Annotated in this window: 32 protein-coding genes and 4 tRNA genes; 21 read left to right on the plus strand and 15 right to left on the minus strand. The window is 65.0% G+C overall.

The genetic code is table 11. The features are described from left to right. Positions 1–41 precede the first annotated feature (41 nt). From ACFU8V_RS11040 to ACFU8V_RS11100, 13 genes are all read left to right on the plus strand, one after another. Positions 42–416: a hypothetical protein gene (locus ACFU8V_RS11040; protein WP_378871051.1), complete on the plus strand. Its 375-nt coding sequence runs from the start codon at positions 42–44 to the stop codon at positions 414–416. Then, positions 416–769, plus strand: coding sequence for a helix-turn-helix domain-containing protein (locus ACFU8V_RS11045; RefSeq protein WP_378871053.1), 354 nt, complete (start codon positions 416–418; stop codon positions 767–769). Before ACFU8V_RS11040 ends, ACFU8V_RS11045 begins: the two co-directional genes overlap by 1 nt. 52 nt (positions 770–821) lie before the next feature. Beyond that, on the plus strand, positions 822–1,427 hold the full coding sequence (locus ACFU8V_RS11050; protein WP_378871874.1) for an ImmA/IrrE family metallo-endopeptidase: 606 nt from the start codon (positions 822–824) through the stop codon (positions 1,425–1,427). Between the two features lie 512 nt (positions 1,428–1,939). Beyond that, positions 1,940–2,125, plus strand: coding sequence for a helix-turn-helix domain-containing protein (locus ACFU8V_RS11055; RefSeq protein ID WP_378871056.1), 186 nt, complete (start codon positions 1,940–1,942; stop codon positions 2,123–2,125). After that, the gene (locus tag ACFU8V_RS11060; RefSeq protein ID WP_378871059.1) at positions 2,122–2,553 is read left to right on the plus strand and encodes a hypothetical protein; all 432 of its coding nucleotides are present in this window, start codon (positions 2,122–2,124) and stop codon (positions 2,551–2,553) included. The genes ACFU8V_RS11055 and ACFU8V_RS11060 overlap by 4 nt, the downstream gene beginning before the upstream one ends. Continuing rightward, entirely contained in the window at positions 2,537–3,574 is a 1,038-nt protein-coding gene (locus ACFU8V_RS11065; protein WP_378871062.1) for an AAA family ATPase, read from the plus strand. The genes ACFU8V_RS11060 and ACFU8V_RS11065 overlap by 17 nt, the downstream gene beginning before the upstream one ends. A 121-nt stretch (positions 3,575–3,695) precedes the next feature. Beyond that, positions 3,696–4,001 carry a hypothetical protein gene (locus ACFU8V_RS11070; RefSeq protein WP_378871065.1) on the plus strand — a complete coding sequence of 102 codons (306 nt, stop codon included), beginning with the start codon at positions 3,696–3,698 and terminating at the stop codon, positions 3,999–4,001. A 184-nt stretch (positions 4,002–4,185) separates the two neighbouring features. Further along, on the plus strand, positions 4,186–4,770 hold the full coding sequence (locus tag ACFU8V_RS11075) for a hypothetical protein (RefSeq protein WP_378871068.1): 585 nt from the start codon (positions 4,186–4,188) through the stop codon (positions 4,768–4,770). A gap of 154 nt (positions 4,771–4,924) precedes the next feature. Continuing rightward, a complete protein-coding gene (locus tag ACFU8V_RS11080; protein ID WP_378871071.1) occupies positions 4,925–5,416 on the plus strand; it encodes a hypothetical protein in 492 nt (163 codons plus the stop codon). Between the two features lie 68 nt (positions 5,417–5,484). Further along, on the plus strand, positions 5,485–8,286 hold the full coding sequence (locus ACFU8V_RS11085; RefSeq protein ID WP_378871074.1) for a phage tail tape measure protein: 2,802 nt from the start codon (positions 5,485–5,487) through the stop codon (positions 8,284–8,286). 45 nt (positions 8,287–8,331) lie between these two features. Next, entirely contained in the window at positions 8,332–8,979 is a 648-nt protein-coding gene (locus tag ACFU8V_RS11090; protein ID WP_378871077.1) for a hypothetical protein, read from the plus strand. A 37-nt stretch (positions 8,980–9,016) separates the two neighbouring features. Next, positions 9,017–9,250 (plus strand): hypothetical protein, encoded by a 234-nt coding sequence (locus tag ACFU8V_RS11095; RefSeq protein WP_378871080.1) that lies wholly within the window; start codon positions 9,017–9,019, stop codon positions 9,248–9,250. 99 nt (positions 9,251–9,349) lie between these two features. Beyond that, positions 9,350–10,807, plus strand: coding sequence for a right-handed parallel beta-helix repeat-containing protein (locus ACFU8V_RS11100; RefSeq protein ID WP_378871083.1), 1,458 nt, complete (start codon positions 9,350–9,352; stop codon positions 10,805–10,807). Positions 10,808–10,890: 83 nt separating this feature from the next. On the opposite strand, the gene ACFU8V_RS11105 is transcribed toward ACFU8V_RS11100, so the two are convergent. Further along, positions 10,891–11,223, minus strand: a complete 333-nt coding sequence (locus ACFU8V_RS11105; RefSeq protein WP_378871086.1) for an ATP-dependent DNA ligase — start codon at positions 11,221–11,223, stop codon at positions 10,891–10,893. 110 nt (positions 11,224–11,333) lie between these two features. Continuing rightward, positions 11,334–11,609 (minus strand): hypothetical protein, encoded by a 276-nt coding sequence (locus tag ACFU8V_RS11110; protein ID WP_144881138.1) that lies wholly within the window; start codon positions 11,607–11,609, stop codon positions 11,334–11,336. Positions 11,610–11,765: 156 nt separating this feature from the next. Between ACFU8V_RS11110 and ACFU8V_RS11115 the strand changes: the two genes are divergently transcribed. The 3 genes from ACFU8V_RS11115 (at position 11,766) to ACFU8V_RS11125 (ending at position 13,739) form a co-directional block, all read left to right on the plus strand. Beyond that, positions 11,766–12,113 carry a hypothetical protein gene (locus tag ACFU8V_RS11115; RefSeq protein WP_144881139.1) on the plus strand — a complete coding sequence of 116 codons (348 nt, stop codon included), beginning with the start codon at positions 11,766–11,768 and terminating at the stop codon, positions 12,111–12,113. 851 nt (positions 12,114–12,964) lie between these two features. Then, a complete protein-coding gene (locus ACFU8V_RS11120; protein ID WP_378871090.1) occupies positions 12,965–13,345 on the plus strand; it encodes a hypothetical protein in 381 nt (126 codons plus the stop codon). Positions 13,346–13,349: 4 nt separating this feature from the next. Next, positions 13,350–13,739, plus strand: a complete 390-nt coding sequence (locus ACFU8V_RS11125) for a hypothetical protein (protein WP_378871093.1) — start codon at positions 13,350–13,352, stop codon at positions 13,737–13,739. Between the two features lie 187 nt (positions 13,740–13,926). Here the strand turns inward: ACFU8V_RS11125 and ACFU8V_RS11130 are convergent, their stop codons facing one another. From ACFU8V_RS11130 to ACFU8V_RS11155, 6 genes are all read right to left on the minus strand, one after another. Beyond that, positions 13,927–14,079 carry a hypothetical protein gene (locus ACFU8V_RS11130; RefSeq protein WP_378871096.1) on the minus strand — a complete coding sequence of 51 codons (153 nt, stop codon included), beginning with the start codon at positions 14,077–14,079 and terminating at the stop codon, positions 13,927–13,929. Positions 14,080–14,123: 44 nt separating this feature from the next. Then, entirely contained in the window at positions 14,124–14,327 is a 204-nt protein-coding gene (locus ACFU8V_RS11135; RefSeq protein WP_378871099.1) for a hypothetical protein, read from the minus strand. Positions 14,328–14,388: 61 nt separating this feature from the next. Further along, the gene (locus ACFU8V_RS11140; RefSeq protein ID WP_378871101.1) at positions 14,389–15,261 is read right to left on the minus strand and encodes a hypothetical protein; all 873 of its coding nucleotides are present in this window, start codon (positions 15,259–15,261) and stop codon (positions 14,389–14,391) included. 158 nt (positions 15,262–15,419) lie between these two features. Continuing rightward, positions 15,420–15,494, minus strand: a tRNA-Val gene (locus ACFU8V_RS11145). A 27-nt stretch (positions 15,495–15,521) separates the two neighbouring features. Next, positions 15,522–15,592, minus strand: a tRNA-Cys gene (locus ACFU8V_RS11150). A 52-nt stretch (positions 15,593–15,644) separates the two neighbouring features. Then, a tRNA-Gly gene (locus tag ACFU8V_RS11155) sits at positions 15,645–15,717 on the minus strand. A gap of 151 nt (positions 15,718–15,868) precedes the next feature. On the opposite strand from ACFU8V_RS11155, the gene ACFU8V_RS11160 reads away from it, so the two are divergent. Then, positions 15,869–15,941, plus strand: a tRNA-Val gene (locus ACFU8V_RS11160). Positions 15,942–15,993: 52 nt separating this feature from the next. On the opposite strand, the gene ACFU8V_RS11165 is transcribed toward ACFU8V_RS11160, so the two are convergent. Both ACFU8V_RS11165 and ACFU8V_RS11170 read right to left on the minus strand, forming a co-directional pair. Further along, positions 15,994–17,658: an alpha-amylase family protein gene (locus ACFU8V_RS11165; RefSeq protein WP_126893136.1), complete on the minus strand. Its 1,665-nt coding sequence runs from the start codon at positions 17,656–17,658 to the stop codon at positions 15,994–15,996. Beyond that, a complete protein-coding gene (locus ACFU8V_RS11170; protein ID WP_378871104.1) occupies positions 17,655–18,620 on the minus strand; it encodes a TIGR03885 family FMN-dependent LLM class oxidoreductase in 966 nt (321 codons plus the stop codon). Before ACFU8V_RS11170 ends, ACFU8V_RS11165 begins: the two co-directional genes overlap by 4 nt. Positions 18,621–18,723: 103 nt before the next feature. On the opposite strand from ACFU8V_RS11170, the gene ACFU8V_RS11175 reads away from it, so the two are divergent. Further along, positions 18,724–19,149, plus strand: a complete 426-nt coding sequence (locus ACFU8V_RS11175) for a GIY-YIG nuclease family protein (protein ID WP_126893134.1) — start codon at positions 18,724–18,726, stop codon at positions 19,147–19,149. A 111-nt stretch (positions 19,150–19,260) separates the two neighbouring features. Further along, positions 19,261–19,434 (plus strand): hypothetical protein, encoded by a 174-nt coding sequence (locus ACFU8V_RS11180; protein ID WP_153244978.1) that lies wholly within the window; start codon positions 19,261–19,263, stop codon positions 19,432–19,434. A gap of 60 nt (positions 19,435–19,494) precedes the next feature. Here the strand turns inward: ACFU8V_RS11180 and ACFU8V_RS11185 are convergent, their stop codons facing one another. The 4 genes from ACFU8V_RS11185 to zapE form a co-directional block, all read right to left on the minus strand. Then, positions 19,495–19,881 (minus strand): SPW repeat protein, encoded by a 387-nt coding sequence (locus ACFU8V_RS11185; RefSeq protein ID WP_303709152.1) that lies wholly within the window; start codon positions 19,879–19,881, stop codon positions 19,495–19,497. An 83-nt stretch (positions 19,882–19,964) separates the two neighbouring features. Then, positions 19,965–20,558, minus strand: a complete 594-nt coding sequence (locus ACFU8V_RS11190; protein WP_025103551.1) for a type II toxin-antitoxin system PemK/MazF family toxin — start codon at positions 20,556–20,558, stop codon at positions 19,965–19,967. A gap of 19 nt (positions 20,559–20,577) precedes the next feature. Beyond that, the gene (locus ACFU8V_RS11195) at positions 20,578–21,816 is read right to left on the minus strand and encodes an ammonium transporter (RefSeq protein ID WP_025103552.1); all 1,239 of its coding nucleotides are present in this window, start codon (positions 21,814–21,816) and stop codon (positions 20,578–20,580) included. A 134-nt stretch (positions 21,817–21,950) separates the two neighbouring features. After that, positions 21,951–22,988 carry a cell division protein ZapE gene (gene zapE, locus ACFU8V_RS11200; RefSeq protein ID WP_025103553.1) on the minus strand — a complete coding sequence of 346 codons (1,038 nt, stop codon included), beginning with the start codon at positions 22,986–22,988 and terminating at the stop codon, positions 21,951–21,953. Positions 22,989–23,132: 144 nt separating this feature from the next. Between zapE and ACFU8V_RS11205 the strand changes: the two genes are divergently transcribed. Together ACFU8V_RS11205 and ACFU8V_RS11210 are read left to right on the plus strand one after the other, a co-directional pair. Then, entirely contained in the window at positions 23,133–24,026 is an 894-nt protein-coding gene (locus tag ACFU8V_RS11205; protein WP_025103554.1) for a sulfurtransferase, read from the plus strand. Between the two features lie 18 nt (positions 24,027–24,044). Beyond that, positions 24,045–24,476, plus strand: a complete 432-nt coding sequence (locus tag ACFU8V_RS11210; protein WP_025103555.1) for a SufE family protein — start codon at positions 24,045–24,047, stop codon at positions 24,474–24,476. Here the strand turns inward: ACFU8V_RS11210 and ACFU8V_RS11215 are convergent. After that, positions 24,460–25,617, minus strand: coding sequence for a S9 family peptidase (locus ACFU8V_RS11215; RefSeq protein ID WP_025103556.1), 1,158 nt, complete (start codon positions 25,615–25,617; stop codon positions 24,460–24,462). The two genes, ACFU8V_RS11210 and ACFU8V_RS11215, sit on opposite strands and share 17 nt — an antisense overlap.

A 25,617-nucleotide genomic window follows, 5' to 3' on the forward strand; every position in this document is an offset into this window, starting at 1 on the left:
CTGCAACTCGACGAGGGCAAGGTCAAACAACAGGAGTCGCAATGACCAATGCAACTGTATCCGCAATTACCGACACCTCCCAGTGCCCCGTATACCGCTGGTGCGAACTCGACCACACCGACCCGGACATCATCGAGCACGCAGCCAACACCCACGAGAAGCACATGACCATCGCCGCCGGCGACGTGAGCGAGACCTTCCTGCTGGAAGTCGTGGACGGACGACCACGGATCGAGTGCGTATTCGACGGCGGAGAGATCTGGATCGAACCCGGCGAAGCCACCAACACGTTCGAGAACATCGCCAAGGTATTCACCCAGGCAGCCGCCGAGTATGAGCGGTTCACCAAGGCCCTGTCGACACGCCTCACGCGACCCCACAGCGTCACCGCAGAACTCGCAGATCGGGACGTTTGATGGCCGTTCACGAGCGGTTCCACGCTCTCGAACGAGAAGGACTATCAGCTCGAGCAATCGCAGACATCTGCGGCGTATCCAGCCGAACAGTCGTCCGGTGGCGCCACTCAACAGGCCAGACTCACTGCCCACCAGCCTCTCCCCTGCCCCAACACAAGTTGGCGGCGGCGCTACGGCTCCTTGAAGACGGAGCCTCTATCAGCGAGGCTGCACGATCCATAGGCTGCTCCAACAAGACGCTCTCGAGGCGTTGGCCGCAGTACGCATGGAACCAGAGGCAGGCTGGACAGTTCGCGGCCATGATTCGACGCGTCGAGCGTGGATGGCGAGAGGAATCGACTGATGCCAACTAAAAGGCCGCGTTCCCGGGTCGATGACCATATCGTCACCATCATCCGGGACTCAATGCGAGAGAAGCGCATGTCTCAGAAAGACCTTGCGGCCGAAGCCGGGATGTCTCAAGCACAAGTCAGCGCTCGTTTGAGCACAACAGGGCCGTCCATCCCGGTCGGGCAGGTGGTTCGTATGTGTGCCGCACTTGGAATCGACGTCGGGAGAGTTTTCGATGGGGCGGAGCAGCACACCAAAGATCCCGTCCTCATCCCGGTTTACAAGGCGTCGACCTCCTACGATCCGTGGGAGCACGCAGACCGACTGGGGATTCCGGTAACGATCCGCCGCCTCCGACGCGTTCATGGACTATGGCTTCCCGACTACGGGGAGATCATCCTCGGAGAGCACTTGAAGCCATGGGCACAACGATGCGTGCTCGCCCACGAGATCGGGCACGCCGTTCTCGGCCACGTCGACGACCCTCCCGAGAACGAGTGGGCAGCGGACCGGTTCGCAGGACTCCATCTCATCTCCCCCGCCATGCTGATCGCCGCGGTCGCCAAGCACGGACCGAACACTGCTGCGATCGGGAGGGAACTTGACGTCACCTCAAGGATCCTGACCGCCACGTTCACTCCTATCGCGCCGTATGGCATCTCCGCCCAAGCTTCCGTGTAGAATGAGAGGGCAGGGAACAAGTGTGTCCCGAGAAAGCCACCGCTCTTCGTGACGGTGGCTTTCTTAGTTCCCACTCGGTGCGAGCATGCGGTAGACTGTTGATTACCGGAGATTAGTGTCTCCAAATCCAAGCCGTCCAACCATTCTGGTGGGCGGCTTTAGTACTCCGCTCCCGCAATTTCTGCTAGAGTGGAAAACGCCTAGGTGACGTGTCTCTACAGACAGGTCACCTTTTTGTTTCCCCACGCGGTGCCGATTCGATGATAGACTGATCTCGCTTCGGTGACGTGTGCCTACACGCAGTCCCTCGAATCTCAAGCCCCAGCCAACCGGCCGGGGCTTTTCTATTTGGCCGATCATGTCCGCTATGGCTGACCGAGCCCCCCACAACTGAACACAACCCAGCCCCTGACGGGGCGTTCCTAGAAAGAGGAGCTTCCCCGTCGCTGGGGAGGACTCTGCCATCACAAGGCGCGACTTCGGTCGCGCCTTTCGTCGTTAAGGAGCGACCGATGCACGAATCCAACTGGGGCACCATGGAAGAAGCTGCCCGCTACCTCGGCGTAAGCGCCAAAACCATCCGCCGAATGATCACCCGGGGAGAAATCCGAGCGAAGAAGTTCGGACCACGCACCATCCGCGTCGACATGGACAGCCTCGAACAGTCCGGCCGGCCCCTCGCCTGGAACGCCGCATGAGCATCCTCCCTGTAGGGAATGCTGACCGGTTTACACCGCGACGGATAAGCGAGAAAGCCTCACAGACAATCGACGCGTGGGTGACGGCGCTCGCGTTGGACGAGATCTCACTCGCCGCGCTCCCCGCTCCCCTGTTCTCGCTGTACAACCTCGGAGTTCTCGACGGGCGAGCTCAACTGCAGGACGACCTCAGAGCCGCGCGTCTCGAGGCCGACCGGCTCTGGCTACGTGCGTTCGGAGACCAAGAGCGCCAGGAGTACCTCCTCGCGCGTCTAGACGATGCCGCCAGCCTCGCCAACCGTCCCGACGTCGACGACGTTCTAGACGAAGCCTGGCGCATCTACCTCTCAAATCTCGACACCATCCGCGAGCCCGTACGACTCGCAACAACTGAAGACCTGGGGGCCGCCCGTGACCACGCTGCTTGACAACTCCTTCACCGCCGACTGGCTCATGGACCAGTACTTCCCACCAGTCCGCTACGTCGTGGACGGCGTGATCCCCGAGGGGTTCTGCCTCCTCGTTGCGCCGCCGAAGTTCGGCAAGTCCTGGCTGGTCCTCGGCCTCGGCCTGGCGGTTTCCTCTGGCACACCGGCACTCGGATGCATCCCGACTGGGAAGGCACGGCCCGTGCTCTACGCGGCACTCGAGGATGGCCCCAGACGGTTGCAGTCTCGGATCAGGGCGCTCGTACCGGAACAGATCGCCGACACGCTCACCTTCATTACGAAGATCGGCCGCAACGACATCTTCGAAACACTGCAGGCGTTCGTGGACCAGTGGAGCGGCCACGAACCGGTCGTGATCCTCGACACGCTCGGCAAGGCGATGCCCCCCGCGGTAAGTGGAGAGTCCTCGTACGAGCGCGACTACCGAGTCGGCGGCATGCTCAAAGCCATCGCCGACTCGGCACCAGGCGCCGCGATCGTCGTCGTTCACCACACGCGCAAGGCCGACAGCGTTGACTTCCTCGACGCTGTCTCCGGAACACAGGGGCTTGCCGGCTCGGCTGACACCATCGTCGTCCTCTCCCGTGAACGCCTTTCAAAGGACGCCACACTGCGGGTCACATCACGCGACGCCGCGGAGGGCGAGTACCGGATCTCCCTCGAGGGTGTCGGAACCTGGGTGCTCAGCGGCGGAAGCCTCAAGGACGCGGCTGAAGCCGCACAGACCGCACGAGCAACCACAGGTGTAGGTGACCGCATGGGCGAGATCATCGAAGCCCTAGCGCGCTTCCCAGACGGAGTGAAACCCAAGGACATCGCAACCATCACTCACGTCGATCCTGACGACGTGGGGAGGTATCTGAGGCGGGCTGTGGAAGCGGGAAGAGCCGAGCGATTGTCCCGCGGCCTCTACGGACCTGTCCGAAGTGTCCGTGTGTCCGAATCAAACGAACTCCCAATCGGACACACGGACACTTCGGACACAGATCGGGAGCTGTGATGAAACGACTCTGCCCCGACTGCCTAGCGACCTCACGCGTAATCGAGGTCTCCCCCGGCGTCACCATCCTGCAGATCCAACACGACGCCACATGTCCGTGGCTCAACGAGAGGAGCGACTGATGGGCGCAGCAGCCCCGAAGCCACTCAACTTTCGAGCACTGAGCGAGGCGTGGGACGACCCCATTGCTTTCGCTCGTGAACTCTCTCAGTACTACCGCCAGCTCGAGGCTTCCGGGCATCGACAGCCAGCGCGCGACTGGACCACCGCGCTTCGAAAGGAGAAACCAATGAACACCAATGAGGACACCCCCACAACCGGGCTCAGAGATCCAGCCGGCCTCAACAAGACCGAACCGGGACTGTACACACCCGAGGACATGCGGAAGGTCGCACCAGGCCTCTACGCCCCAAAAGAGACGCAGTGACCATCCGGGCAGCAGTCCTCTGCGACGAAACCGGATGCGACGCCGTATTTGCCAGCACCGAACGGCTCGCACACTACGAACTCATCAGCGAAGCCCACCAAGACGGATGGGCCTCGACCCTCTCAAGCGGACGGTGGCGCAACCACTGCCCCGACCACGACAACAACTAACCAAAAGGAGAATCATGAACATCACACTGCGCGACGGCGAAGGCGTCACCATCCGTGAGACCGACAGCGAGCACCTCGTCGAAGTTGCCACCCGCATCAAGGAACTCCGCGACTCCAGCAAGGCCTCAAGCAAGGAGCACAGCCGAGCCATCCAGAGCATCAACAACGACCCCGGCCTCAGCGACCAGGGCAAGAAGGAACGCATCGACTCCCTCGAGAGCGACCGTGCAGCACAGCGCAAGACCGCTATCGCGACCGAGAAGGAGATCATCAAGAACAAGATCTCTGAGATCGAACGGCGACTGGACGGATACGTCGGCTACACGAGCGACAACATCATGGCTTTCCGTGACGCGCAGGACCGAGCCGAGAACATCACGAGCCCCGAGAAGGCAGCAACCGTCATGGCACGCGCGCTCCGCACCAACGACAAGACACTCGCGCACGCAGTCTTCCGTCGAGCGGTCGAGGAGCGGTGGGAGGACGCACGCCGCGCCTTCGCCAACGAGAATCCAACCGTCGCGCAGCTCGTCGGCGACATCCAGAAGCTCACTGCGCTGCACGAGAACAGCTTCAACTGCGCCGTCGCATACATGTAAGCACGCGAACGAAGAGGGCTCTACGCACACGCGTGGAGCCCTCTCGCGTACCCAGGGGAAGGCCACCCCTTGCGCCACCCCTGGCGGGTCTCCGGGGCTTGCCGTCTTCCCTCCCCGACTTTTTTTCCACGAATCCTCTTTGAAGGAGATTGATGTGACTAATGAACTGGATCAGAACGAGGCGGCCATGGCGCCGACTCCAGCGGATGTGGCGTCGCGGATTGCGCCTCGGAAGCTGAATCAGGAGCAGGTCGACCGGGAGGTGACGCGCGCTTTGCGTGACGCGGGACCCCGCCTTAAGCCGGCGGATTACGACGAGGTGAAGGCGTCGGCTGAACGGGCTGATCTCCTCAGTCGGAGGATCGCCGAGATGGAGAAGGAGGTTGCGGATACCCGGCTTGAGTCGTTGCGCGTGTCCGTTGCCGCTCGTTTCGGGCTTTCGGATGAGGACCGCGAGGTCCTATTGACGGCTACTGATGAGGCGACGTTGGTGTTGCAGGCCGAACGGTTGGCGCGTTCGGTGAAGCCGGCAGGGCCACGTGCGCCGCGGGAGGGCAGAACGGTTGAGAAGTACAACAATCGGGCGGATCGCGAGATGCGCGAGTTCGTCAATGACTTGTTCGGCAATGACCCGTACGGGGCTTGAAGGAGGGCACAGATCGTGACTGCAACTACGTACAACGAGCGGATCGCCCGCGACTTTGGAGGTGCTTCGTGTCCGAACGCGTTGTGAAGGTGCGCCTGGCCGCGCAGGTGTCTGACTACGAGAAGGGAATGCTGGAAGCTGCACGCGCTACCCGCACTGTCGGCACTGAGGCGGAGAAGCTGGCGCAGAAGAAGGAAGCGTTTGAGCGCGTCGGTCAGGGCCTCGTTCTCACCGGTACGGCGCTGACTGCAATCGCCGCGCTCTCTGTGAAGGCTGCTATCGACTGGGAGACGGCCTGGGCTGGTGTCACCAAGACGGTCGATGGCAACGAGCAGCAGATGGCGGAGCTCGAGGACGGGCTTCGCTCTCTGGCGCAGACGCTTCCGGCGACGCACCAGGAGATCGCGGCCGTGGCTGAGGCGGCCGGTCAGCTCGGTGTGGCTCGTGAGGATGTTGTCGACTTCACGAAGACGATGATCGACCTGTCGGAGACGACGAACCTGACGGCCGATGAGGCTGCCACGTCGATCGCGCAGCTCATGAACGTGATGCAGACCACCCCTGAAGATGTCGACAACCTCGGTGCGGCGCTCGTCGCGCTCGGCAATGACGGCGCTTCGACGGAGCGCGACATCATCCAGATGGCTCAGCGTATTGCTGGCGCGGGAAGGGTTGTTGGGCTGACCGAGGCTCAGGTTCTCGGGTTCGCGAATGCTCTCGCGTCTGTGGGTATCGAGGCTGAGGCCGGTGGTTCGGCGATCTCGCGGATCATGACCGACATCGCCCTGTCGGTGTCGAACGGTGGGGAGAAGCTGGACGAGTTCGCGAAGGTCGCGGGCATGTCCTCTTCGGAATTCCAGGCGGCGTTCAAGGAAGCCCCAGCCGAGGCTATCGCGACGTTCGTCGAGGGACTGGGCCGGATCAACGCCGAGGGTGGCGACGTCTTTCAGACGCTCTCCAACCTTGGCCAGACCGACATCCGCGTATCTCAGGCTCTGCTTGGTATGGCCAACTCCGGTGACCTTCTCCGCAACTCACTCCAATTGGGGTCGGCGGCGTGGGAGGAGAACACCGCTCTCGCCGACGAGGCGGCAAAGAGGTATGAGACCACTGAGGCGAAGATCACCGTCGCTGGTAACGCTGTGCGGGATGTGGCTATCGAGTTCGGCGAGGTCTTCCTTCCCGCCATCTCGGATGCTGCGGATGCTGTGGCGGGCTTCTCGGGGTTCTTGTCCGATCTTCCTGATCCTGTGCAGGGCGTCATTGCTGCTCTGACTGGGACGGTGGGTGTGGTGGCTCTTCTCGGGGGTGGCGCGCTACTCGCCGTTCCGAAGATCGCAGAAATGAAGGTTGCTCTGGAGACGCTCAAGATCACTGGGGCATCGTCGAAGGCTGCCCTGCTGTCGATGTGGCAGTTCCTGACTGGCCCCTATGGCATCGCGATGGTCGCAGCTACGGCGGCGGTCGTGGGGTTGTCGGTCGCTCAGGAGAAGCTTCGTACTTCCACGGAGGTGTTCCAGAACGTTCTCAAGAACGCGAAGTCGTCGGCGGAGTTGTTCGAGGCGGGGGACTCGGCGGTGCCGTTTCTGTCTCGGCTCGATGAGGCCGTGTCTTCGGCTGAGAAATTCCGCGAGAACCTGGACATCATCGCCCACAACGACTTCCTCCGGGGTCTGCGTGGGGAGACGAGTCAGCTCTCCGCAGTGCTCACCACGATGGGTGAGGAGATGGCGAAGCTTGCGGAAACCGATGCGCCCGCTGCGGCCCGCTCATTCCGGATGCTCTCGGAGGAGATGGGCCTGTCGAAGTCGGAGCAGGTCGATCTCCTCAACGCGATGAAGCCGTACCGCGATGAGCTCGTGAAGCTCGCTGATGCTCAGGGTAGGGATGTCACCACCAAAGACGGCCAGATCGACATGACTGAACTCCTCGCTTTCGCGACGGAGGAGGGCGTGAAGGTCACGCAGACCGCCGCGGAAGCCTACTTGGCCGAGTCGGACGCGGTTGGCGCTCTGAATGACGAGTTCTCTGCGCTCATCTCGTCCATCGATGAGGCCAACGGCAAGAACCGTGACGCGGTGACCGCGAACATCGACTATCAGAACACGTTGCGTGATGTGGACGAGCAGATCCGCAACATCAACGATGGGGTGGAAGGATTCGGTCGCGGGCTGGACATCACGACCGCCGCGGGCGCTGCCAACAAAGAGATGCTCGTGAGCTTGTCGCAGGATGCGTCGGACGCGGCTGCCGCACAACTCGAGCTTGATGGTGACACGGCAGCCTTCACGGAGACTCTGGAAGCGCAGAGACAGAAGCTGTACGAGGCGGCGATCCAGATGGGGGCAAGCGAGGAGGAGGCCGCGCATCTGCGGGACACGTTTCTCGGAATGCCACCAGACCGGACGATCCGGGTGCTCCTTCAGACCGCCGATGCGAACGCGCGGCTGGATTCGCTGCTGGGCCGTCTCAACGAGGCTGTCAGGACACACTTCAACATCCCTGTTTCGACCGTCGGGGTGGGCACCGTTCTCAAGCCTCCGGGTCAGGCGACGGGTGGTCCCGTGGTCGGCCGCGGGCCGAAGGGAGTCGATTCGGAGCTGCGCATGCTCGCCCCCGGTGAGCATGTCATCACAGCAGCCGAGGTAGATGCTGCTGGTGGTCACGCAGGGATCGAGGCTTACCGCGCCTCGCTGCGCACCGGCTCGTGGCAGGCCCCTGGCGACCGGATTGGTTACCAGCAGCCGCAAGCGCAGGTAGCACCGGCTCCGTTCAACAACACCCAGAACATCTACGCACTGCCAGGGATGAATGAGTCGCATCTGGCTCGCAAGTCGGCGGCGGCGATCAATGAAGCGCTGAAGGGCTGACCCCCGACTTACGAATGTGCGGTACGCGCGAAAGGAACACACACTATGGCTAATGACCTCTCGGACGTCTATGCGGAGATCCGTGCCCTGAAAGAAATGGTGAGGATTCTGGCTTCCGCGAACCCTCTTGAGGCGTCGTCGGTTACGAACGGTCGCGTCCGTTTCATCGGCGGACTACTACTGATCGACTCCGACGGGACGCTGCAAATCGTGGGCCAGTTGATCGGCAATGGGCAGTATCGATGGACGGGTCCGTGGCGGCTTGAAGGGCCAGGGACGATCACCGGGAATGTGAATCAGACCGGCAACACGACGCAACAGGGAAACGTGAATCTCACCGGTGGCGGGAAGGTCACCGCAGGCAACGTCACGGTCGAGCCCAACCGGGTGACGGTGGGATCTGCGTGGTTGGAGGATGGCGAACTGGTCTTGTCGAACGGCGCGAAGGTCGCGGTCGGTCTGACGGGTGGCACCTCGAGTATCGGCCTGCTGCCCGGTGGGTCCGCCGACATCTCTGTGAACACCCTCACCGCATGGCTGCGGGCGACGGGAGCGGCAGTGTCAGTCACGACAGCTCAGGCGCGCATCTCGGCACCAACGATCATCCTGGACACGTTGCCGACCGGCGCACCATCTGGGGCGAAAGCGGTTCTCGTCGATCCGGCAAACGGGAAGCTGTACCGAGCGGCGTGACCGGCCGGAACGAACCATCCGAAAGAAAGAGAAACCAATGCAACGAGTGAAGATCTTCTACTGGCGTACAGGGCTCCAGGTGCCCGATTCCCCTCAGAGTTTCACCTACAGCGAACTCGCGTGGATCCACGACGAGAACTTCATCAGAAACGAGGGCGACGGCTGGACCGTAGTCGGCAACTCCGTGGTTACGGTCCTCGGTGAGAACGAGATCCTGATGGCTACCACGATGGTGCGTGAAGTGGACGATTCGGTTCCTGACACGCTCTGAAAAACCTGACCCACACACCCCCCCTTGGCCCCGTATTGCTTCACGCAGTACGGGGCCAACTGCGTTAACACCGCTCCCCTACTCGAAGGAATGACCCCTATGACCAATCGTCTTGTTTCTGTTGATACTGCGGACTACCGTCTTCCGCACCCTGTGTTGGATGCGGCGGTCCTCTCTGATGAGAACGACCAGGCGGTCGCCGGGTTCCTGTCCTCCACCACCCCATCTGCCTCGCAGGCGGCGGCGGATGACCGGTACGCGACAACGCTTCATGCCTCGGCGCACGGCATTGTCGGAGACGGTGCAGCAGATGACGCCCCGACGCTCCAAGCACTACTCAACAAGGCCGCCACGTTCGGGGCTTCCGTGACGCTCGAGGCAGGAACCACGCTTCTGCTTGGCGCCGCAATCACGGTGCCGACTGGCACCCGCGTGTACGGCAACCGTGCGACGGTACGGAAGTCGGCCGCGCTGGCTTCGAGCGCCTTCGTGCTCGCCGGTGTCGCAGATGTGACGATCGATGGGCTGCGCGTCGACGGGCAACGCGCATTGTTTGCTTCGTCGGAACACCAGCATGGCTTCTACATCGCACCGAACGCTCAGCGCATCACCCTGCGCGACGTCGAGGTGTTCAACTGCAACGGCGACGGCATCTACATCGGCCACCAAGGCGGGGCGTCGAAGAACATCACGCTCATCAACGTGCACTCCTACGGCAACAACAGGCAGGGCATGTCGGTGAGCCACGTTTCGGGGCTGACCGCGATCGGATGCACGTTCCGCACGACGTCGGGAACCAACCCGCGAGCTGGCGTCGACATCGAACCTAACACCGGCAGCGTGGTGTGCGAGAACATCAAGTTCGTCTCGTGCACCTTCTCCGGCAACGGGCACTTCGGTTTCCTCGTCGCGTTCGCATACACGCCCACGGTGAATCAGGGCGGGATCGATCTGATGGGCTGCACCATCGAGGGGAACGGGGTGGACAGCGTCAACTTCGGCGGCGGGCTCAACCTCCGCGCGGCGCGAGACTTCACCATGACCGGCGGAGTCATCCGAAACAACATAGGCCCCGGCGTCTTCATTGACTGGACCGCGATCTCACGAGGCATCAAGTTCCAGGGCGTGACGATCGAGGGCAACAGTCAGCACGGTTTCCATGTGCGCTCTGGCGTCGATGACCTCGCCATCATCGGCTGCACGATCCGCGACAACGGGACGGGCAACGCGGGAAGCTACGCCGGCTGCATCATCAACCCGCAGCTAGCTTCAACGAACATCCGTTATCTCGGGAACACGTCGGAGGGCGTGAGCCAGAGGTACGGTTTCCAGACGACTAGTTCGGCTGCCATCACCCGAGTCATGCTCGTCGGGAACACCTACCGAGAAAACTCTCTGGGCGCCCGCAGCTTGGCCGATACGGCCTCCTCCCGCCTCGACCTAGATACGGTCGCAACGCCGACCGTCGCCGGATCGCGCGGTGGAAACGCAGCCCTGGCGTCGCTAATTACTGCGCTCACCGCGCGCGGCATCATCGTCGACGGCACTACCGCCTGAGGTGACGTCTCTCCGTGTGGCTCTATCAATTGGATAGCCGCACGGAGAGACGTCCTGCCATTAGAGAACTACTAACGAGCGGCCTAGACCACACCCGGCAAGTGCTCGACCGCTCCTGTGTTTGCGGGCTCCGGTACGAGGTACAAGCCGGTGGGAGCGTTGGCGGTGAAGGCAAGAGCGTCAACCCATGCGCGGTTGATTGCAGGCTGACGGCTGCCCGCGTACTTGAAAACAAGAGACGAACCAGCGTGAACCCACACGGTCGTGCGGCCGCCCCCGATGCTCGAATCGTCCTTCCAGGTGAACGCAAACGGCTCACCACGTCGGAGTTTCGCGGTGATGACGAGCTGGAGGTGTGTGAGCGCACGGTCCTCGATCTCAGTCTTCGGTCCGCCGTCGTAGATGAACTTGCCCATCACGGGTTCCTATCGCTCGTGGTCATACCCACAATCCCACCTAACAGCACGGACGGTCACCCCACTTTCGTCTACCTCCCCCCGCAGAATGGCAAGAGATAACGGCGAGATCAGACCCAGTTGTCTCCCGGATAGTCGTCGTACCAGTCCTGAGCGGCACCGGTCTCAGAACCAGGCGCCTCCCCAACAGAGTGCTCGACACTGACCACGACTCTCGTATAACGGGTGACGAGCACGCTCAGCGTCTCGAACCGTGAAGCGAAAGTCACGAACCCGGACTCCCCGTGCGAGGCCGACTCGATGCGGCCCATCAGATCACCGACGTCGCAGTCTTCCGCCAAGATGAACGTCTCTCCGTCGATGCTGATTCGTGTGGTGGGGGTCATGACAATCTTGTGCATCGTTTGTAGCCGGCTCATCGGGACACGCACGCGTGTGCTCCGCTCAGACTACGCACGACTCGCCCCGCGTTATGCGGCATTGCGCATCTGCCTCATGTGTGAGACCAACATGCGTAGACCGTTGCCCCGTAGGGTGAACCCATGGGAACGATCCAGTACGGCGACAGCAGCGAGATCCACATCGAAGACCGAGCTCTTGCGCACCTCAAGGTTGCGATCGCGACCAAGCTGCGCCGCAACGAGAGCTTCACCCTTTCCTGGAAGCACCCAGAGGGCGATGCTCCCGGTCGCTCCACGATCTGGCTTCACCCGTCCATCCCCCTGCGTTTCACGTTCGATACGCCGGAGAACCCGCAGCTCAACGCGAAGTGGGTTCAGGCGCTCATGATGGAAGCTAGCTCCTCCGGCGGTATCACCCTCGTGGACGAGGTCGTTGACGCCCCCGTGGAGATCGATGCTTCCGCCCTGGCCGACCTCGGGGCAGAATAGGCGGCACCGGGGAGGGGAGCGCGCGCCCATCTTGCGGCGCAGCTCGCTCGGTTGATCCCCTTCCCGCCCGCCGCGGGGGGGGGGATCATCTCTTCTCACTCGACGCTGATGTATAGCGGTAGCGCAGCAGCCTGACCGTTCCCCAACAATTCGGGCGTGGACGGGTCTGGGAGTGACCGACGATGCTTCCCCAACGCGATCCACGGGTCGAGCCCTGGGAGTGTTCTCAGGGCCGTGCAGAGCGTGACTGTATACCTTCCCTCGAAGTATCCAACCCATGTGCCCACAGCCTCAGCGAGCACATCCGTACGGTCACCCGCGGTCGCCCTGAGCTCATCCAACACGGGTGCCGGGTCAGTCGTGTACCTGTTGCGTGAACAGATCGCATCCAACTCGATACTGAGCTTGGTTGTGGGGGACAGACCTCGTGATTGCATGCCGGATCATCCTTCCTCCGGCCGAGATGAATCAGGCTAGCAACACTCGAACAAGTGTTCTACAGTCTTAACCCATGAGCACGCCAACGATCGAACATGTAGTCACCCTATGGATGGTCAACGACATCCCCGCTCGGATGATCTACGCAGGCCGTCGATGGCGCGTCACCGACAACCCCACACGCCTACGACACTCGAGCTGGACCGTTCCCCTAGACGAACCACATCACGGCCTCTACGGATGGCGGTTCCAAGGAACAGACGAAGATGGCAGGTCGTTCGTGTTCGACGTCTACAAGGGCGAGGACGGATGGCACGTCCACCGCTGCTACGAGTGAATGCTCTTCACGGGACCGTTTACCGGCTATGATCAGCGCCATGCCGAGTCGAGACAATCGGATCGAGAACGATCGCATGGCTCGACGTGCCGCAAAGGAGGCTCTCGAGAAACGAGAGTTGTTCGAGCCGCCCCCTGATGACCTCTGTGACATAGACGTGTCCGAGATCTACCTCGGCGAGGAGCATCAGATCATCGTAAAGCTCGGATTTCATGAGGGCCGCTTGGTGCTCTTCTTCATCGCATGGATGGCTCGAGACCGCGATGGGGAATGGTCCGAGAGGTACTCGGTCTGCACGAAGCACGGTCACCTACATGAGCATCCAACGGGACACCATCGGCCGAACGACCGCGTGGATCTTCAGCCGTTGAGGTCCCAGGTAGATGTTCAAGAGAGCTACGACAAAGCCTATGAGCGTGTGCATAGCAGGTATATCTACGCTACCGGGGGAGGATGACAGGGTGAACGAACTTGAAGCGCGGGATCTGGCCATCATGCGTGTGATGAAGACGCTCGCACGACAGCGTGCACAGGGCGACATCCTGCCAGTGCGAGACAGCCGAGGGGTTGCTCCGATCGTCGTGACGCTTCCGGAGGATCTGGTTGGCGGTGTTGAAGCAAAAGTCCGCGCAGTGGGGGGCGCTGCCAACGTCGTCTTGGCGATGCCGGATAGTTTTGCGATTTGGACTTGGAATCAAGGTGCGACCGCAAGTGCGGCCTCGGTGGACGTGCATGAGTCGTCGACAATGGCCATGTTGCTCTTGTGGCTCGAAAGGTGCGAGGGGTCAGCGAGCATAAATGTTGTCAGCAGCGAGCTATCCGGCGTGCGTGAAATGAACTACCAGTTCTAGGAGTTCCCTTGTGGTGAGCTCGGGTGCTTGCCTGGCCGCGCAGCGTTCCACGCGTCGATCGTCTCGGCTGTCCACCCGCGCGTGCTCCCGATCATGGCGTCTGGTTTGGGGAGCTTGTAGCGGGAGAGGGTGCCGGTGAGCACCCCGATGCGTTCGGCGAACTCGGCGCGTGACAGGTACCGCTCCATCAGTCTTCCCGTTCGCGAATGATCGAGATGACAACGAGTCCGGCCGCGATGACCGCGAGCAGTCCGGGCCAGAAGTTGCCGCTGGCGAATGACCAGGTGGCGGAGGCGAGGGCGAAGACGCCGGCCCCGTATTTGAGTGTGCTGTTGTTCATGGTGATCCATGGATACTGGAAGGTGGGGATCGGAGCTACTTGGTCTAGTTCCGATCCCCGTTCCCTGGAAGCAGGGTGACCTCGAGGTCGAACGAGTCAGCGGGAATAGCCAGCGTTACGGCGATGTAGTCCCGTGCCATCAACGAGATCTCTGCGTCGGTGCGGGCCTGTGTCACCCCGTCCAGCTCGGGGATGCGGACGAACCAAAACTTTCCCTCGCGCTCCGCAGTGACTTCGTACGTCTTCACGATCACTCTCTTCTGTAGTCGATGCTGAGCGAGCAAGCGTGCCGCCATGAACGTTCCCAGTTCACTTTGGCACCGGGATCGGCGTGAAGCCAGCTTGGGGCGAACCTATCTGTAGCTTCACGAGCGATTCCCCCTCCCGGAAGGCGTTCCAAGTGCGGAAGAGGTAGAAGAGCGCTTGACCCGGGACGATACGACGCGACGCACCAGCTTGCAGATCGTTGGAAACCCGCCGCGAGAGTGTCAGGAACGGGTCTCCAGGGCCGTTCTGGATACCGTCTCGGATGCGGTTAAAGAACTCAGCCGTGTCGTCGACGTCGAGCTTGGAGAACTCGAGGAACGCGACTCCGAGGGCGCTGACGGGCAAGCGGAGGTAGCGGTACATGCCGCGTGCGTGACGGGCGGCGAACTCGATATCCGGGATCGCGAGCACGGCTTCCGCGAGCTCCGACTTGGTGATGCCCGTACTGCCTCCCAGATTGGATGCTGCGTGCTTCACGTCGCCGGCCTGATAGGCCGAGTAGAGACGAGCAATCGCCCCCACATCCTTCGCATCCGCTCGATCTGCAAGGCCCGTGATGACGAGCATATCCCCCGCGTTCCGCGACGAACCAGAGTCCAGCACGACGAGGGCATCCTCGCTGATACCCCGCACCACGAGCACCCATGCCCCCTTACCCGCTGCGACGATCGCCTGACACCGGTTCTGGCCGTCCACCAGCCGCCCTGAGGCGTCAAACTTGATCGCTTCCCCGGTGATAACCCATCGGTCACTCTGGATGTCCCGTACGTAGCCGTTGATGCGGCTCTTGCGAACGTTGCGGTTGTTGTCGATGTTCAACGCGAGCCAGCTCACCGCAAGCTCCGGTGTCACGAACACGTACTCGGCTGTCTCACCGCTCGGACCGTGAGCAACGGTCGGTGCTTCGTTCTTCATGGTCTGCCCCTGTCTCGGCGGAGCATCGTCTGTCTCCGCCGTCGAGACACAGTTGTAACCAAGAAGTTTTCGGGCCGCACTATTGCCGGATCATGTTGCCCAGATGTTGCCCGCGGGTGCCAGGGCAACAAAAAACCCCCGGAAAACCGGGGGTTTCGTGGTGCGCGATACTGGGATCGAACCAGTGACCTCTTCCGTGTCAGGGAAGCGCGCTACCGCTGCGCCAATCGCGCCCGTTGGGGCTATTCAGTTTTCCCGTGAGGTGGCGACGGGATTCGAACCCGTGTAAACGGCTTTGCAGGCCGGTGCCTAGCCGCTCGGCCACGCCACCGTGTGGATTGACCCCACGTGCCGCCGATCTTCGAGAAGATCTACTGCACTCGAGCGGATGACGAGACTCGAACTCGCGACCCCAACCTTGGCAAGGTTGTGCGCTACCAACTGCGCTACATCCGCATTTCGTTCCCGGTTGTCCCGGGCACTTATGAAACATTAGCCGATGATCCGCGCTCCGCCAAACCCGTGGCGAATCTCGCGCGTGTCTCCCCGACTGGTCATCGGGGCACTCGCGGGTCGGGTAGTATCGGTTGACGTACCCCGCGGGTATGGGCGATTGGCGCAGTTGGTAGCGCGCTTCCTTCACACGGAAGAGGTCATCGGTTCGAGTCCGGTATCGCCCACAGAATCCCTCCGAAGGCCCCGATCATCCGGGGCCTTCGGTGTTTCCACCGGTCACAGGACCCTGCCGTCCCCCGGTCGCGAGACCCGCAGCCACCGATAGCCGTACGCGGGAAGCTCCAGCTCCACCCCGCCGTCGTCGTCGAGGGGCACGCGCCGCGCGTCGAGGAGGTCGACCAGGGTCGTGCCCGCGGGCTCCTCCCCCAGTCGGAACCGCGTCGTCGCCGGCCGTTCCGCGAAGTTGTGGACGGCGATCGTGCGCCCGACATCCGCCTCCAGGGAGTGCACCAGCAGGGCGTCCTGCGGCTGGTCGATGACGCGGAACATCCCCCACCCGAGCTCGGGCGACACCCGGTAGCGCGCGGTCAGGTCGCGGATGAAGTGCAGCAACGATCCCCGGTCCTCGAGCTGCGCGGCGGCGTTCACGTGCGTGGGCGCGTACCCGTCCGTCGGCACCGGCGCGACCAGCCGGGAGGGGCGCGCGTCGGAGAAGCCGCCGTTGCGATCCGCCGACCACTGCATCGGGGTGCGCACGGCCTGCCGCCCCTCGATGGCGATGTTCTCGCCCATCCCGATCTCCTCGCCGTAGAACAGCACCGGGGTTCCGGGGAGGGTGAAGAGCAGGCTGTAGGCCATCCGGATCCTCCGGGGATCGCCTTCCAGCATCGGCGGGAGGCGCCGGGTGACCCCGCGCCCGAACACCCGCTGCCGCTCGTCCGGAGCGAAGGCCTCGAAGACCTCCTCGCGCTCGGCGTCGCTCAGCTTGTCGAGGGTGAGCTCGTCGTGGTTCCGGAGGAAGTTCGCCCATTGCACCTCGGGCCCGAGGACCGGGCGGGCCGTGAGCGCCTCAACGAGTGGCGCGGGATCGCGGCGGGCGAGCGACAGATAGAGCGCCTGCATCGCCACGAAGTCGAACTGCATGGTCAGCTCATCGCCGTGCGCACCCCCGAAGTACGCCCGCTGCTCCTCGTACGGCAGGTTGACCTCGCCCAGCAGGATCGCCTCACTGGACCGCCGCTGCAGGAAGCGCCGCATGTCGCGCAGCAGCTCGTGCGGGTCGGGGAGGTCGGACGTCTTCGGGACCTCGAGGAGGAACGGCACCGCATCGACCCGGAACCCCGAGATGCCGAGCTGCAGCCAGAACCCGATCACCTTCGCGATCTCATCTCGGACCACGGGGTTGGCGATGTTGAGGTCGGGCTGGTGCTCGTAGAAGCTGTGCTGGTACCACTGCCCCGACTTGTCGTCCTTCGTCCAGATCCCGTCGGCCTGCCCGGGGAACACCGTGTTCTTCTCGCCCTTCGGCGGTGCATCGTCCCGCCACACGTAGTAGTCGCGATAGGGCGAGTCGACGCTGCGGAGCGCCGCGCGGAACCACGGGTGACGGTCGGAGGTGTGGTTGACGACGAGGTCGACGATCACGCGGATGCCGCGGTCGCGGGCGGTGCGGATCACCTCCACGAGGTCGCCGTGGGTGCCCAGACGAGGGTCCACGCCGTAGAAGTCGCTGACGTCGTAGCCGTCGTCGAGGTCGGGCGAGGGATAGAACGGCATGAGCCACAGGCACGTCACACCGAGCTGCGACAGGTAGTCGATCCGCTGCGCGAGGCCGCGGAGGTCGCCGACGCCGTCGCCGTCCGCGTCCAGGAAGGTCTCCACGTCGAGGCAGTAGACGACGGCCGTCTTCCACCAGAGGTCGCTCGTGTCGGTGATCTTCATGTGCGCTCCCTCAGGGCGGGCAGGATCTCGGAGGCGGCCGCCTTCAGGAACCCGGTCTGCTCGCGGCCCACGTGGTGCAGGTAGATCCGGTCGAAGCCGATGCCGACGAGCTCCGCCAGTCGTCCCGCGAGGGAACGGGCGTCATGATCGACGAGGACCGCCTTGCGCAGCCCCGCTTCGTCGACCTCGCCCACCGCGGCGTCGAAGTCCTCCGGCTGCTCGATGTTCCACGCGAGCGGCGGGGTGACGACTCCCTGCCGCCACTGCTCCTTCGCGGTCGCGTACGCCTCGGCATCGTCGGCACCCCAGCTCACGTGCGTTTGCAGGATGCACGGCCCCTGTCCCCCGGCGGAGCGGTAGGCCTCGACCACCCTCCGGAGCGCGGACGGCTCCTGGGCGACGGTCGCGAGCCCGTCCGCCCACCCGGCCGCCCACTCCGCGGTCTCCGGGCTGACGGCGGTGGCGAAGAGGGGTGGCGGCTGCGCCGGTCGGGTCCAGATCCGCGCGCGGTGCACGCGCACGAGACCGTCATGGTCGACCTCCTCTCCGGCCAGCAGCCGGCGGATCACGTCCACGCTCTCGCGCAACCGCGCGTTCCGGACGTCCTTGGCGGGCCAGACGTCGCCGGTCACGTGCTCGTTCATGGCTTCCCCGCTGCCGAGCGCGGCCCAGAACCGTCCGGGGAACATCTCCTCCAGCGTCCCGAAGGCCTGTGCGACGACCGCCGGGTGGTATCGCTGTCCCGGCGCGTTGACCATGCCGATCGGGAAGCGGGTGCGGGCCAGCGCCGCGGCGATCCAGCTGAACGCGAATCCCGACTCCCCCTGCTCGGGCAGCCACGGGGCCAGGTGATCGGAGCACATCGCCCCGTCGAAGCCGGCCCACTCCGCGCTGACGACCGCGTCGAGCAAGGCGCTGGGCGGGATCTGCTCATGGGAGGCGTGGAATCCGATGAAGACCATAGGCCGAGTCTGGCAAGCGACGACGCCCCACGGCAGTGGTTGACAGAAGCGCCGGGTACTGGCAGGTACGGCCGATGTCCGAGGGCGGACGTAAGCTGCACCGGTGCCGAAACCCCGCCTTCTCCCCGGACCCTGCCCGCTCTGCGGCGGTCTCACCGGGCTGCGGACGGACGATGCCTGGCATTGCGCGCTCTGCGGCTGGCGCTATGGGGACTCCCCCGACCCCGACCTGCCGTTCCCGCGGATCGACGTCGTGTACTACCTCCGGTACGACCGCAGGGTGAAGATTGGCACGAGCAGGCAGCCACGGCGCAGACTCGCGAGCATCCGTCATGACGAGCTCCTCGCCTTCGAACGGGGCGACCGGGTGCGCGAACAGCAGCGTCACCGCGAGTTCGCCTCCGCGCGCGAAGGCGGCGAGTGGTTCACCCTGACGCCCGAGATCCGCGCTCACATCGCCCGCTTGCAGCAGGACGGCGACCCCTGGCACCAGTACGCCCGCTGGCTCAGCGCCGCTCTCCGGGGCTGAGCCGCCTATCACCACGCGCCGGATCGCACCAGGGGATCCCGTCCTTCGCGGACGGCAGGCAGACTCGCCGATGAACGGGCGCACCCGGCGCCCCGCGTGAGAGGACCGGACATGAACGGACGAGAGAACATCCCCGCCGACGACGTCAGCGCGCAGGATCCGCTCGCCGGCGACGGGAGCGGCGACCCGAACAGCGACCGCCAGTTCCTGCAGGATCTGCCTCCCGCCCAGGTCGACACCGAGCAGCAGCAGGAGCATCAGGCCGAGGCCGACGACGAGGAGTAGTCCTCGCGACGACGAGGGGCGACCGGATCGGCATCCGGTCGCCCCTCGTCGTGTCCGGCGTCAGGCAGTCGCGGTGCGTCCGCGGGTGCTCTGCGGCTGCGGCTGGGAGAACAGCACGACGACGATGACGGCGGCACCGACGACGACGTGCGGGAGCCAGACGTTCAGCGCCTCGCCCGCGAAGCCGAACAGCCACGGCGACAGGGCGAGGAAGAGGCTCGCGACGATGTCGAAGACGAGGTGCACGGGCATGGGGATCAGACCGAACGGACCCCACTCGTACTTCGTGAAGAGGCTGTAGACGATGAGGCCGACGCCGAGGACGATCGGGATGACGACGGGGGCTCCGCCCATGCCGGCGAAGCCGAAGAGCCAGGGCGCGGCGATCAGAGCGATTCCGACGACGTAGTCGAGAACTCCATGGACCTTGGTGGGGATGAAACGCATGATTCCTCCTTGGGTGCCGCCGGCGGCGACTCACAGGAAGGTTCGGAGCCCTGCCCCCATCGGATGGGAACGCGGCATCCGCCTCAGCTCTGTGCCCACCCGTATCGCCGCTGGAGCGCCGCAGCGACCCGGGCGTACCGGGTACGGTCCAGGGCCGCTGCCTCCCGGCGGAGACCACGCTCGTGGACGCTGTAGAGCTGTTCGATGTCGACCCAGGACTCGCGGCCCTGCCCGTCCCACTCCCCGCTCCCGATCGAGAGGTAGTCGCGGTCGCCGTCGTGCGGCCGGCTGGTCATCCGCACCGCGTACACCCGCTCGGAGGACTGCCGCCCGATCACCAGCACCGGTCGGTCCTTGCCTCGGCCGTCGTTCTCCTCGTACGGCACCCAGGTCCAGACGACCTCGCCCGCATCCGGGGCCCCGTCCCGCTGCGGCGCGTAGGACACACGGACGGCCGGCATGCGCCCGGCGTCGAGCCGCACGGTCTCGGTGCCGCGGGCGCGTCCCGGCTCGACGCCGGCATCCGATGCCGACCGCCGCTCGCGCTCCTCGGCCGTCCGCAGACGCGCGTCCGGGCGCCGCGGACCGGGAGAGGTCCGCGACGCCCGGGGGGAGCCCACTGCTCGGCGCAGGAGATCCGCGAGTGTCTTCAGGATGCCGTTGCTGGTCGTGCCCACACGGTCACCCTAACCGTCGTCACGCGTTCGCGAGAGCGTAGCCCTCCTCGCCGTGGACGACCTGGTCGACACCGGCGATCTCGTCCTCGTTCGTGATGCGGAACCCGATCGTCTTCTGGATCACGAAGCCGATCACCCAGGCGACCACGAAGGAGTAGATCAGCACGCCGGCGGCGGCGATCACCTGGACGGCGAGCTGGCGGGCGTCGCCGCCGACGAACAGGCCGGTGCCGGTCGCGAAGAAGCCGAGGTACACGGTGCCGATGAGACCGCCGACGAGGTGGATACCGACCACGTCGAGCGAGTCGTCGAAGCCGAGGCGGAACTTCAGCTCCACTGCGAGGGCGCAGACGATGCCGGCGACCGCGCCGAGCAGGAGGGACCACCCGGGGGTGAGGTTGGCGCAGGCCGGGGTGATCGCCACGAGACCCGCCACCGCACCGGAGGCGGCTCCGACCGAGGTGGGCTTGCCGTCCTTGATGCGCTCGATGAGGATCCAGCCGAGGATCGCGGCCGCCGTCGCGCCGAGCGTGTTCAGGCCGATGAGGCCGACGCCGCCCATGTCCTCGGCGAGCCACTCCGCACCGGCGTTGAAGCCGAACCAGCCGAACCACAGCAGGGCGGCGCCCAGCAGCGTCAGCGGCACGTTGTGCGGCTTGAGGATGCCCTTCTGGAAGCCGATGCGCTTGCCGAGCACCAGGGCCAGGGCCAGCGCCGCGGCGCCCGCGTTGATGTGCACCGCGGTGCCGCCGGCGTAGTCGATCACGCCGATGCCGCTGTCCTCGCCGAACAGGGTGGTGCCGAGGTTCATGATCCAGCCACCGCCCCAGACCCAGGCAGCGACCGGGAAGTAGCCGACCGTGGCGAAGACGCCCGCGAAGATCAGCCAGCTGCCGAACTTCGCCCGATCGGCGATCGCCCCGGAGATGAGGGCGACGGTGATGATCGCGAAGGTGGCGCCGTACGCGACGCTGAGGAGGGCGACGTTCGACCCCTCACCCGAGGCGAGGCTGGACAGGCCGATGTCCGCGAACGGGTTGCCCGCGAAGGCCGTCGGGCTGTCCACGGCGCTCATCGAGAAGCCGAAGAGAATCCACAGCACGGCGACGAGTCCGATCGAGCCGAAGCTCATCATCATCATGCTGACGACGCTCTTCGCTTTGACGAGACCGCCGTAGAAGAACGCGACGCCGGGCGTCATGAGCAGCACCAGTGCCGTCGCGGTGATCGCCCACGAGATGTTGCCGGGAGCATCCATAGGAAAACCTCACATCCGAAGTAGTTGAGAGCTTCAGTGTGACCACGGGCGATTTCGCCCATGCGTGAGGTTTGTTTCCCCGCGGTTACAGCCCGCCTCCGCGTGTGAACATCGCGTTACGCGGGCCTGCGGGCTTACGCAGAATGCGTGAGCGCGTTGAGCCGGGAGATGGCGCGCAGGTACTTCTTGCGGTAGCCGCCGGCGAGCATCTCGTCGGAGAACACGGCGTCGAGCCCGAGCCCCGTCGCGAGGATCGGGATCTGGGCGTCGTAGACGCGGTCGACGAAGGCGACGAACCGCAGGGCCTCGGACTGGTCGGTGAGCTGGCGCACGCCCCGCAGCCCCACCCGGTGCAGGCCGTCGATGAGCCGGATGTAGCGCGAGGGGTGCACCTGCGCCAGGTGCCGGATGAGGTCGTCGAACGCGTCGTCCGAAACGGCGCCGTCCGCCGCGGCGGCGTCTACGGCGGCGCTGTAGGCGGCATCGTCCAGCGCCACGGCGTGACCGTCGATCGCGCGCTGCCGGAAGTCGACGCCGTCGATGCGCAGGGTCTGGAAGCTGTCCGACATCGCGTGGATCTCGCGGAGGAAGTCCTGCGCGGCGAAGCGCCCCTCGCCGAGGGCGTTCGGCGGCGTGTTGGACGTGGCCGCGAGCCGGGTGCCGGTGGGCACGAGCTCCCCGAGCAGACGCGTCATGACCATGGTGTCGCCCGGGTCGTCGAGCTCGAACTCGTCGATGCAGAGCAGATCGGCGCCCTTGAGGAGGTCGACGGTGTTCTTGTAGCCGAGGGCACCCACCAGGGCGGTGTACTCGATGAACGAGCCGAAGTACTTCCGTCGGGCAGGCATCGCGTGGTAGATCGAGGCGAGCAGATGGGTCTTGCCCACGCCGAAGCCGCCGTCGAGGTAGACGCCGGGCTTGAGCTCCGGCTCCTTCTTGGCCCGGCTGAACAGACCGCCGCGCTTGACGGGGGCGCCGCGTCCGGCGAAGCGGAGCAGCGTCTGCTTCGCCTCCTCCTGGGACGGGTAGGCGGGGTCCGCCCGGTAGCTGTCGAACGTGGCGTCGTCGAACTGCGGCGGCGGCACGAGGCTCGCGAGCATCTCGGGTCCGCTGACCGTCGGCGTACGCTCGGTGAGGTGGACGGTTCCGGTGCGGGTGGTCGGGTCGGTCATCACGGTCCTGAATCAGGCAACGGCCTGTGTCGAAGTCTTACGGATCGGGTCCCGGGGGCGCGCGGAGGATCTATCGTCGAAGGGACGGATCCACACTACGCCGTCCGCACCGCCCGCTCGCCCGCTCACCGCTACGGAGACCCCATGGCCATCGAGTTCGACTCCTCCTCCCCCAAGTTCGCCGAGTACGCCGAGCCCGGCCGCCTGGTGACGACCGAGTGGCTCGCCGCCCACCTGGGAGAGCCCGGCCTCGTGGTCGTCGAGTCGGACGAGGACGTCCTCCTCTACGAGACGGGCCACATCCCCGGAGCGGTGAAGGTGGACTGGCACACCGAGCTGAACGACCCGGTGGTGCGGGACTACGTCGACGGCGAGGGCTTCGCCGAGCTGCTCAGCCGCAAGGGCATCGCCCGCGACGACACGGTCGTGATCTACGGCGACAAGAACAACTGGTGGGCCGCCTACGCGCTCTGGGTGTTCTCCCTCTTCGGCCACGAGGACGTGCGCCTCCTCGACGGCGGTCGTGACCGCTGGATCGCGGAGGGCCGCGAGCTCACCCGCGAGGCGACGAACCGCCCCGCCACGGAGTACCCGGTGGTGGAGCGGGACGACACGGCCATCCGCGCATACAAGGAGGACGTGCTCGCCCACCTCGGCAACCCGCTCATCGACGTGCGCTCGCCGGAGGAGTACAGCGGCGAGCGGACCACGGCTCCCGCCTACCCGGAGGAGGGGACGCTGCGGGCCGGCCACATCCCCACCGCGCAGAGCGTGCCGTGGGCGAAGGCGGTCGCCGAGGACGGCGGCTTCAAGAGCCGTGCGGAACTCGACGCCATCTACCGGGACGGCGCCGGGCTGCAGGACGGCGACGACGTCGTGGCCTACTGCCGCATCGGGGAGCGCTCGAGCCACACGTGGTTCGTGCTGAAGCACCTCCTCGGCTTCGAGAACGTCCGCAACTACGACGGCTCGTGGACCGAGTGGGGCAGCGCGGTGCGCGTCCCGATCGTCACGGGCACGGAGCCCGGCACCGTCTGAGGTGGGAGAATGGCGGGGATGAACGCCTCCGCCCTGCCCGAGACCCTCGCCGAGATCCGCGACGGATTCCTGGAGACCCCGGAATCGGACCGCCTGCTGCTGCTCCTGGAGTACGCGGACGAGCTGCCCGCCGTCTCCGACGAGGTGGCGGCGCATCCGGAGATGTGCGAGCGCGTCGCGGAGTGCCAGTCGCCGGTCTACATCTACGTCGAAGTCCACGACGACGTCGTGACCATGCACGCCACGGCTCCGGAAGAGGCGCCGACGACCCGGGGCTTCGCGAGCATCCTCGTGCAGGGCCTCACTGGGCTGACGGCGGACGAGGTCCTGGCGATCCCCGAGGACTACCCGCAGTCGATCGGGCTCACGAAGGCGGTGTCACCGCTGCGGATCGGCGGCATGACCGGCATGCTGATGCGCGCCAAGAACCAGGTCAGGCAGAAGCGCTGAGCCCCTGCGCCGCGAGCCACTCCGTGATCGCGGTCGTCCAGCCCTTCTCGTCGTAGTTCCAGAGCTTGGTGTGCCTCGCGACCGTGAAGCGCGGCATGGTGACGAGGTCCGGCCGCGCCTCCTGCAGGGCGTGCGAGGCGTCCGCGGGAACGAAGCCGTCGTCGTCGCTGTGCAGGATGAGGATCGGCGCGTGCAGTTCGTCGGCACGGGCGACCATGTCCAGGCGGTCGAACAGGATGGGTTCGTCCGCACCGCTGAGCTTCGCCGTGAGCGGCAGCTGCAGCGCCCCCATGGCGAGGGCGGGCAGGGGCTCGCGCACTCGGGCGACCCGCGCCTGGAAGCGCAGCACGGTGCGCCAGTCCACGACCGGCGACTCGAGGATGATGCCCGCGATGCGATCGCGATGGCCGGAGTTGACCGCAGCCTGCAGGGACACCGCCCCGCCCATGGACCAGCCCATCAGCACGACCCGCTCGGCGCCGTGACGCAGCGCGTAGGCGATCCCGGCGTCCACGTCGCGCCACTCCGACGCCCCGAGGGCATAGGCGCCCGCTCTGGTGCGCGGGGCCTCGCCGTCGTTGCGGTAGGACACGACGAGAGTGGGCAGCCCCGCCGCGTGCATCACCGGCACGGCACGGAGGCATTCGGCCCTGGTCGTGCCCCGACCGTGCACCTGGATGACCCAGGTCGAGGAGTCCCCGGGGAAGAACCATGCGGGGCACGGCCCGGCCGGAGAGCCGATGAGCACGTTCTCCCAGCGCAGGTGCAGCTCGCTCGGCGACGTGTAGTAGCTGCCGCTGAAGGACGCACCTCGGTCCACCCTGGCGCCGGGTTCGATCTTCGTGAGGAGCTTGCGCCGCACCGTCGTGCCGTCGGCGCTGAGGACGGCACCGAGCTTGACGTAGCCGTAGGTGCCCGTCGTGAACAGGCCGTATCGCCCCGGGAGCTCGGTGTCGAGCGTGCGGCGGAGCTCGATCGTCTGAGCGCCGGTGTCGATCGCGAGGATCTCGGTGTCCTGGATGCGGCTTCGCAACGGGGTGACGACCCGGCGCGCCACCGCGATCACGAGGACCCCGACGGCGGCGCCCACAGCGAGGAGCGCGGGGACAACGATCGCAACGGCGTGCCTGAGACTCTTCAT

It is taken from the genome of Microbacterium sp. NPDC057658 (genome assembly GCF_042799975.1).
Lineage (GTDB): Bacteria > Actinomycetota > Actinomycetes > Actinomycetales > Microbacteriaceae > Microbacterium.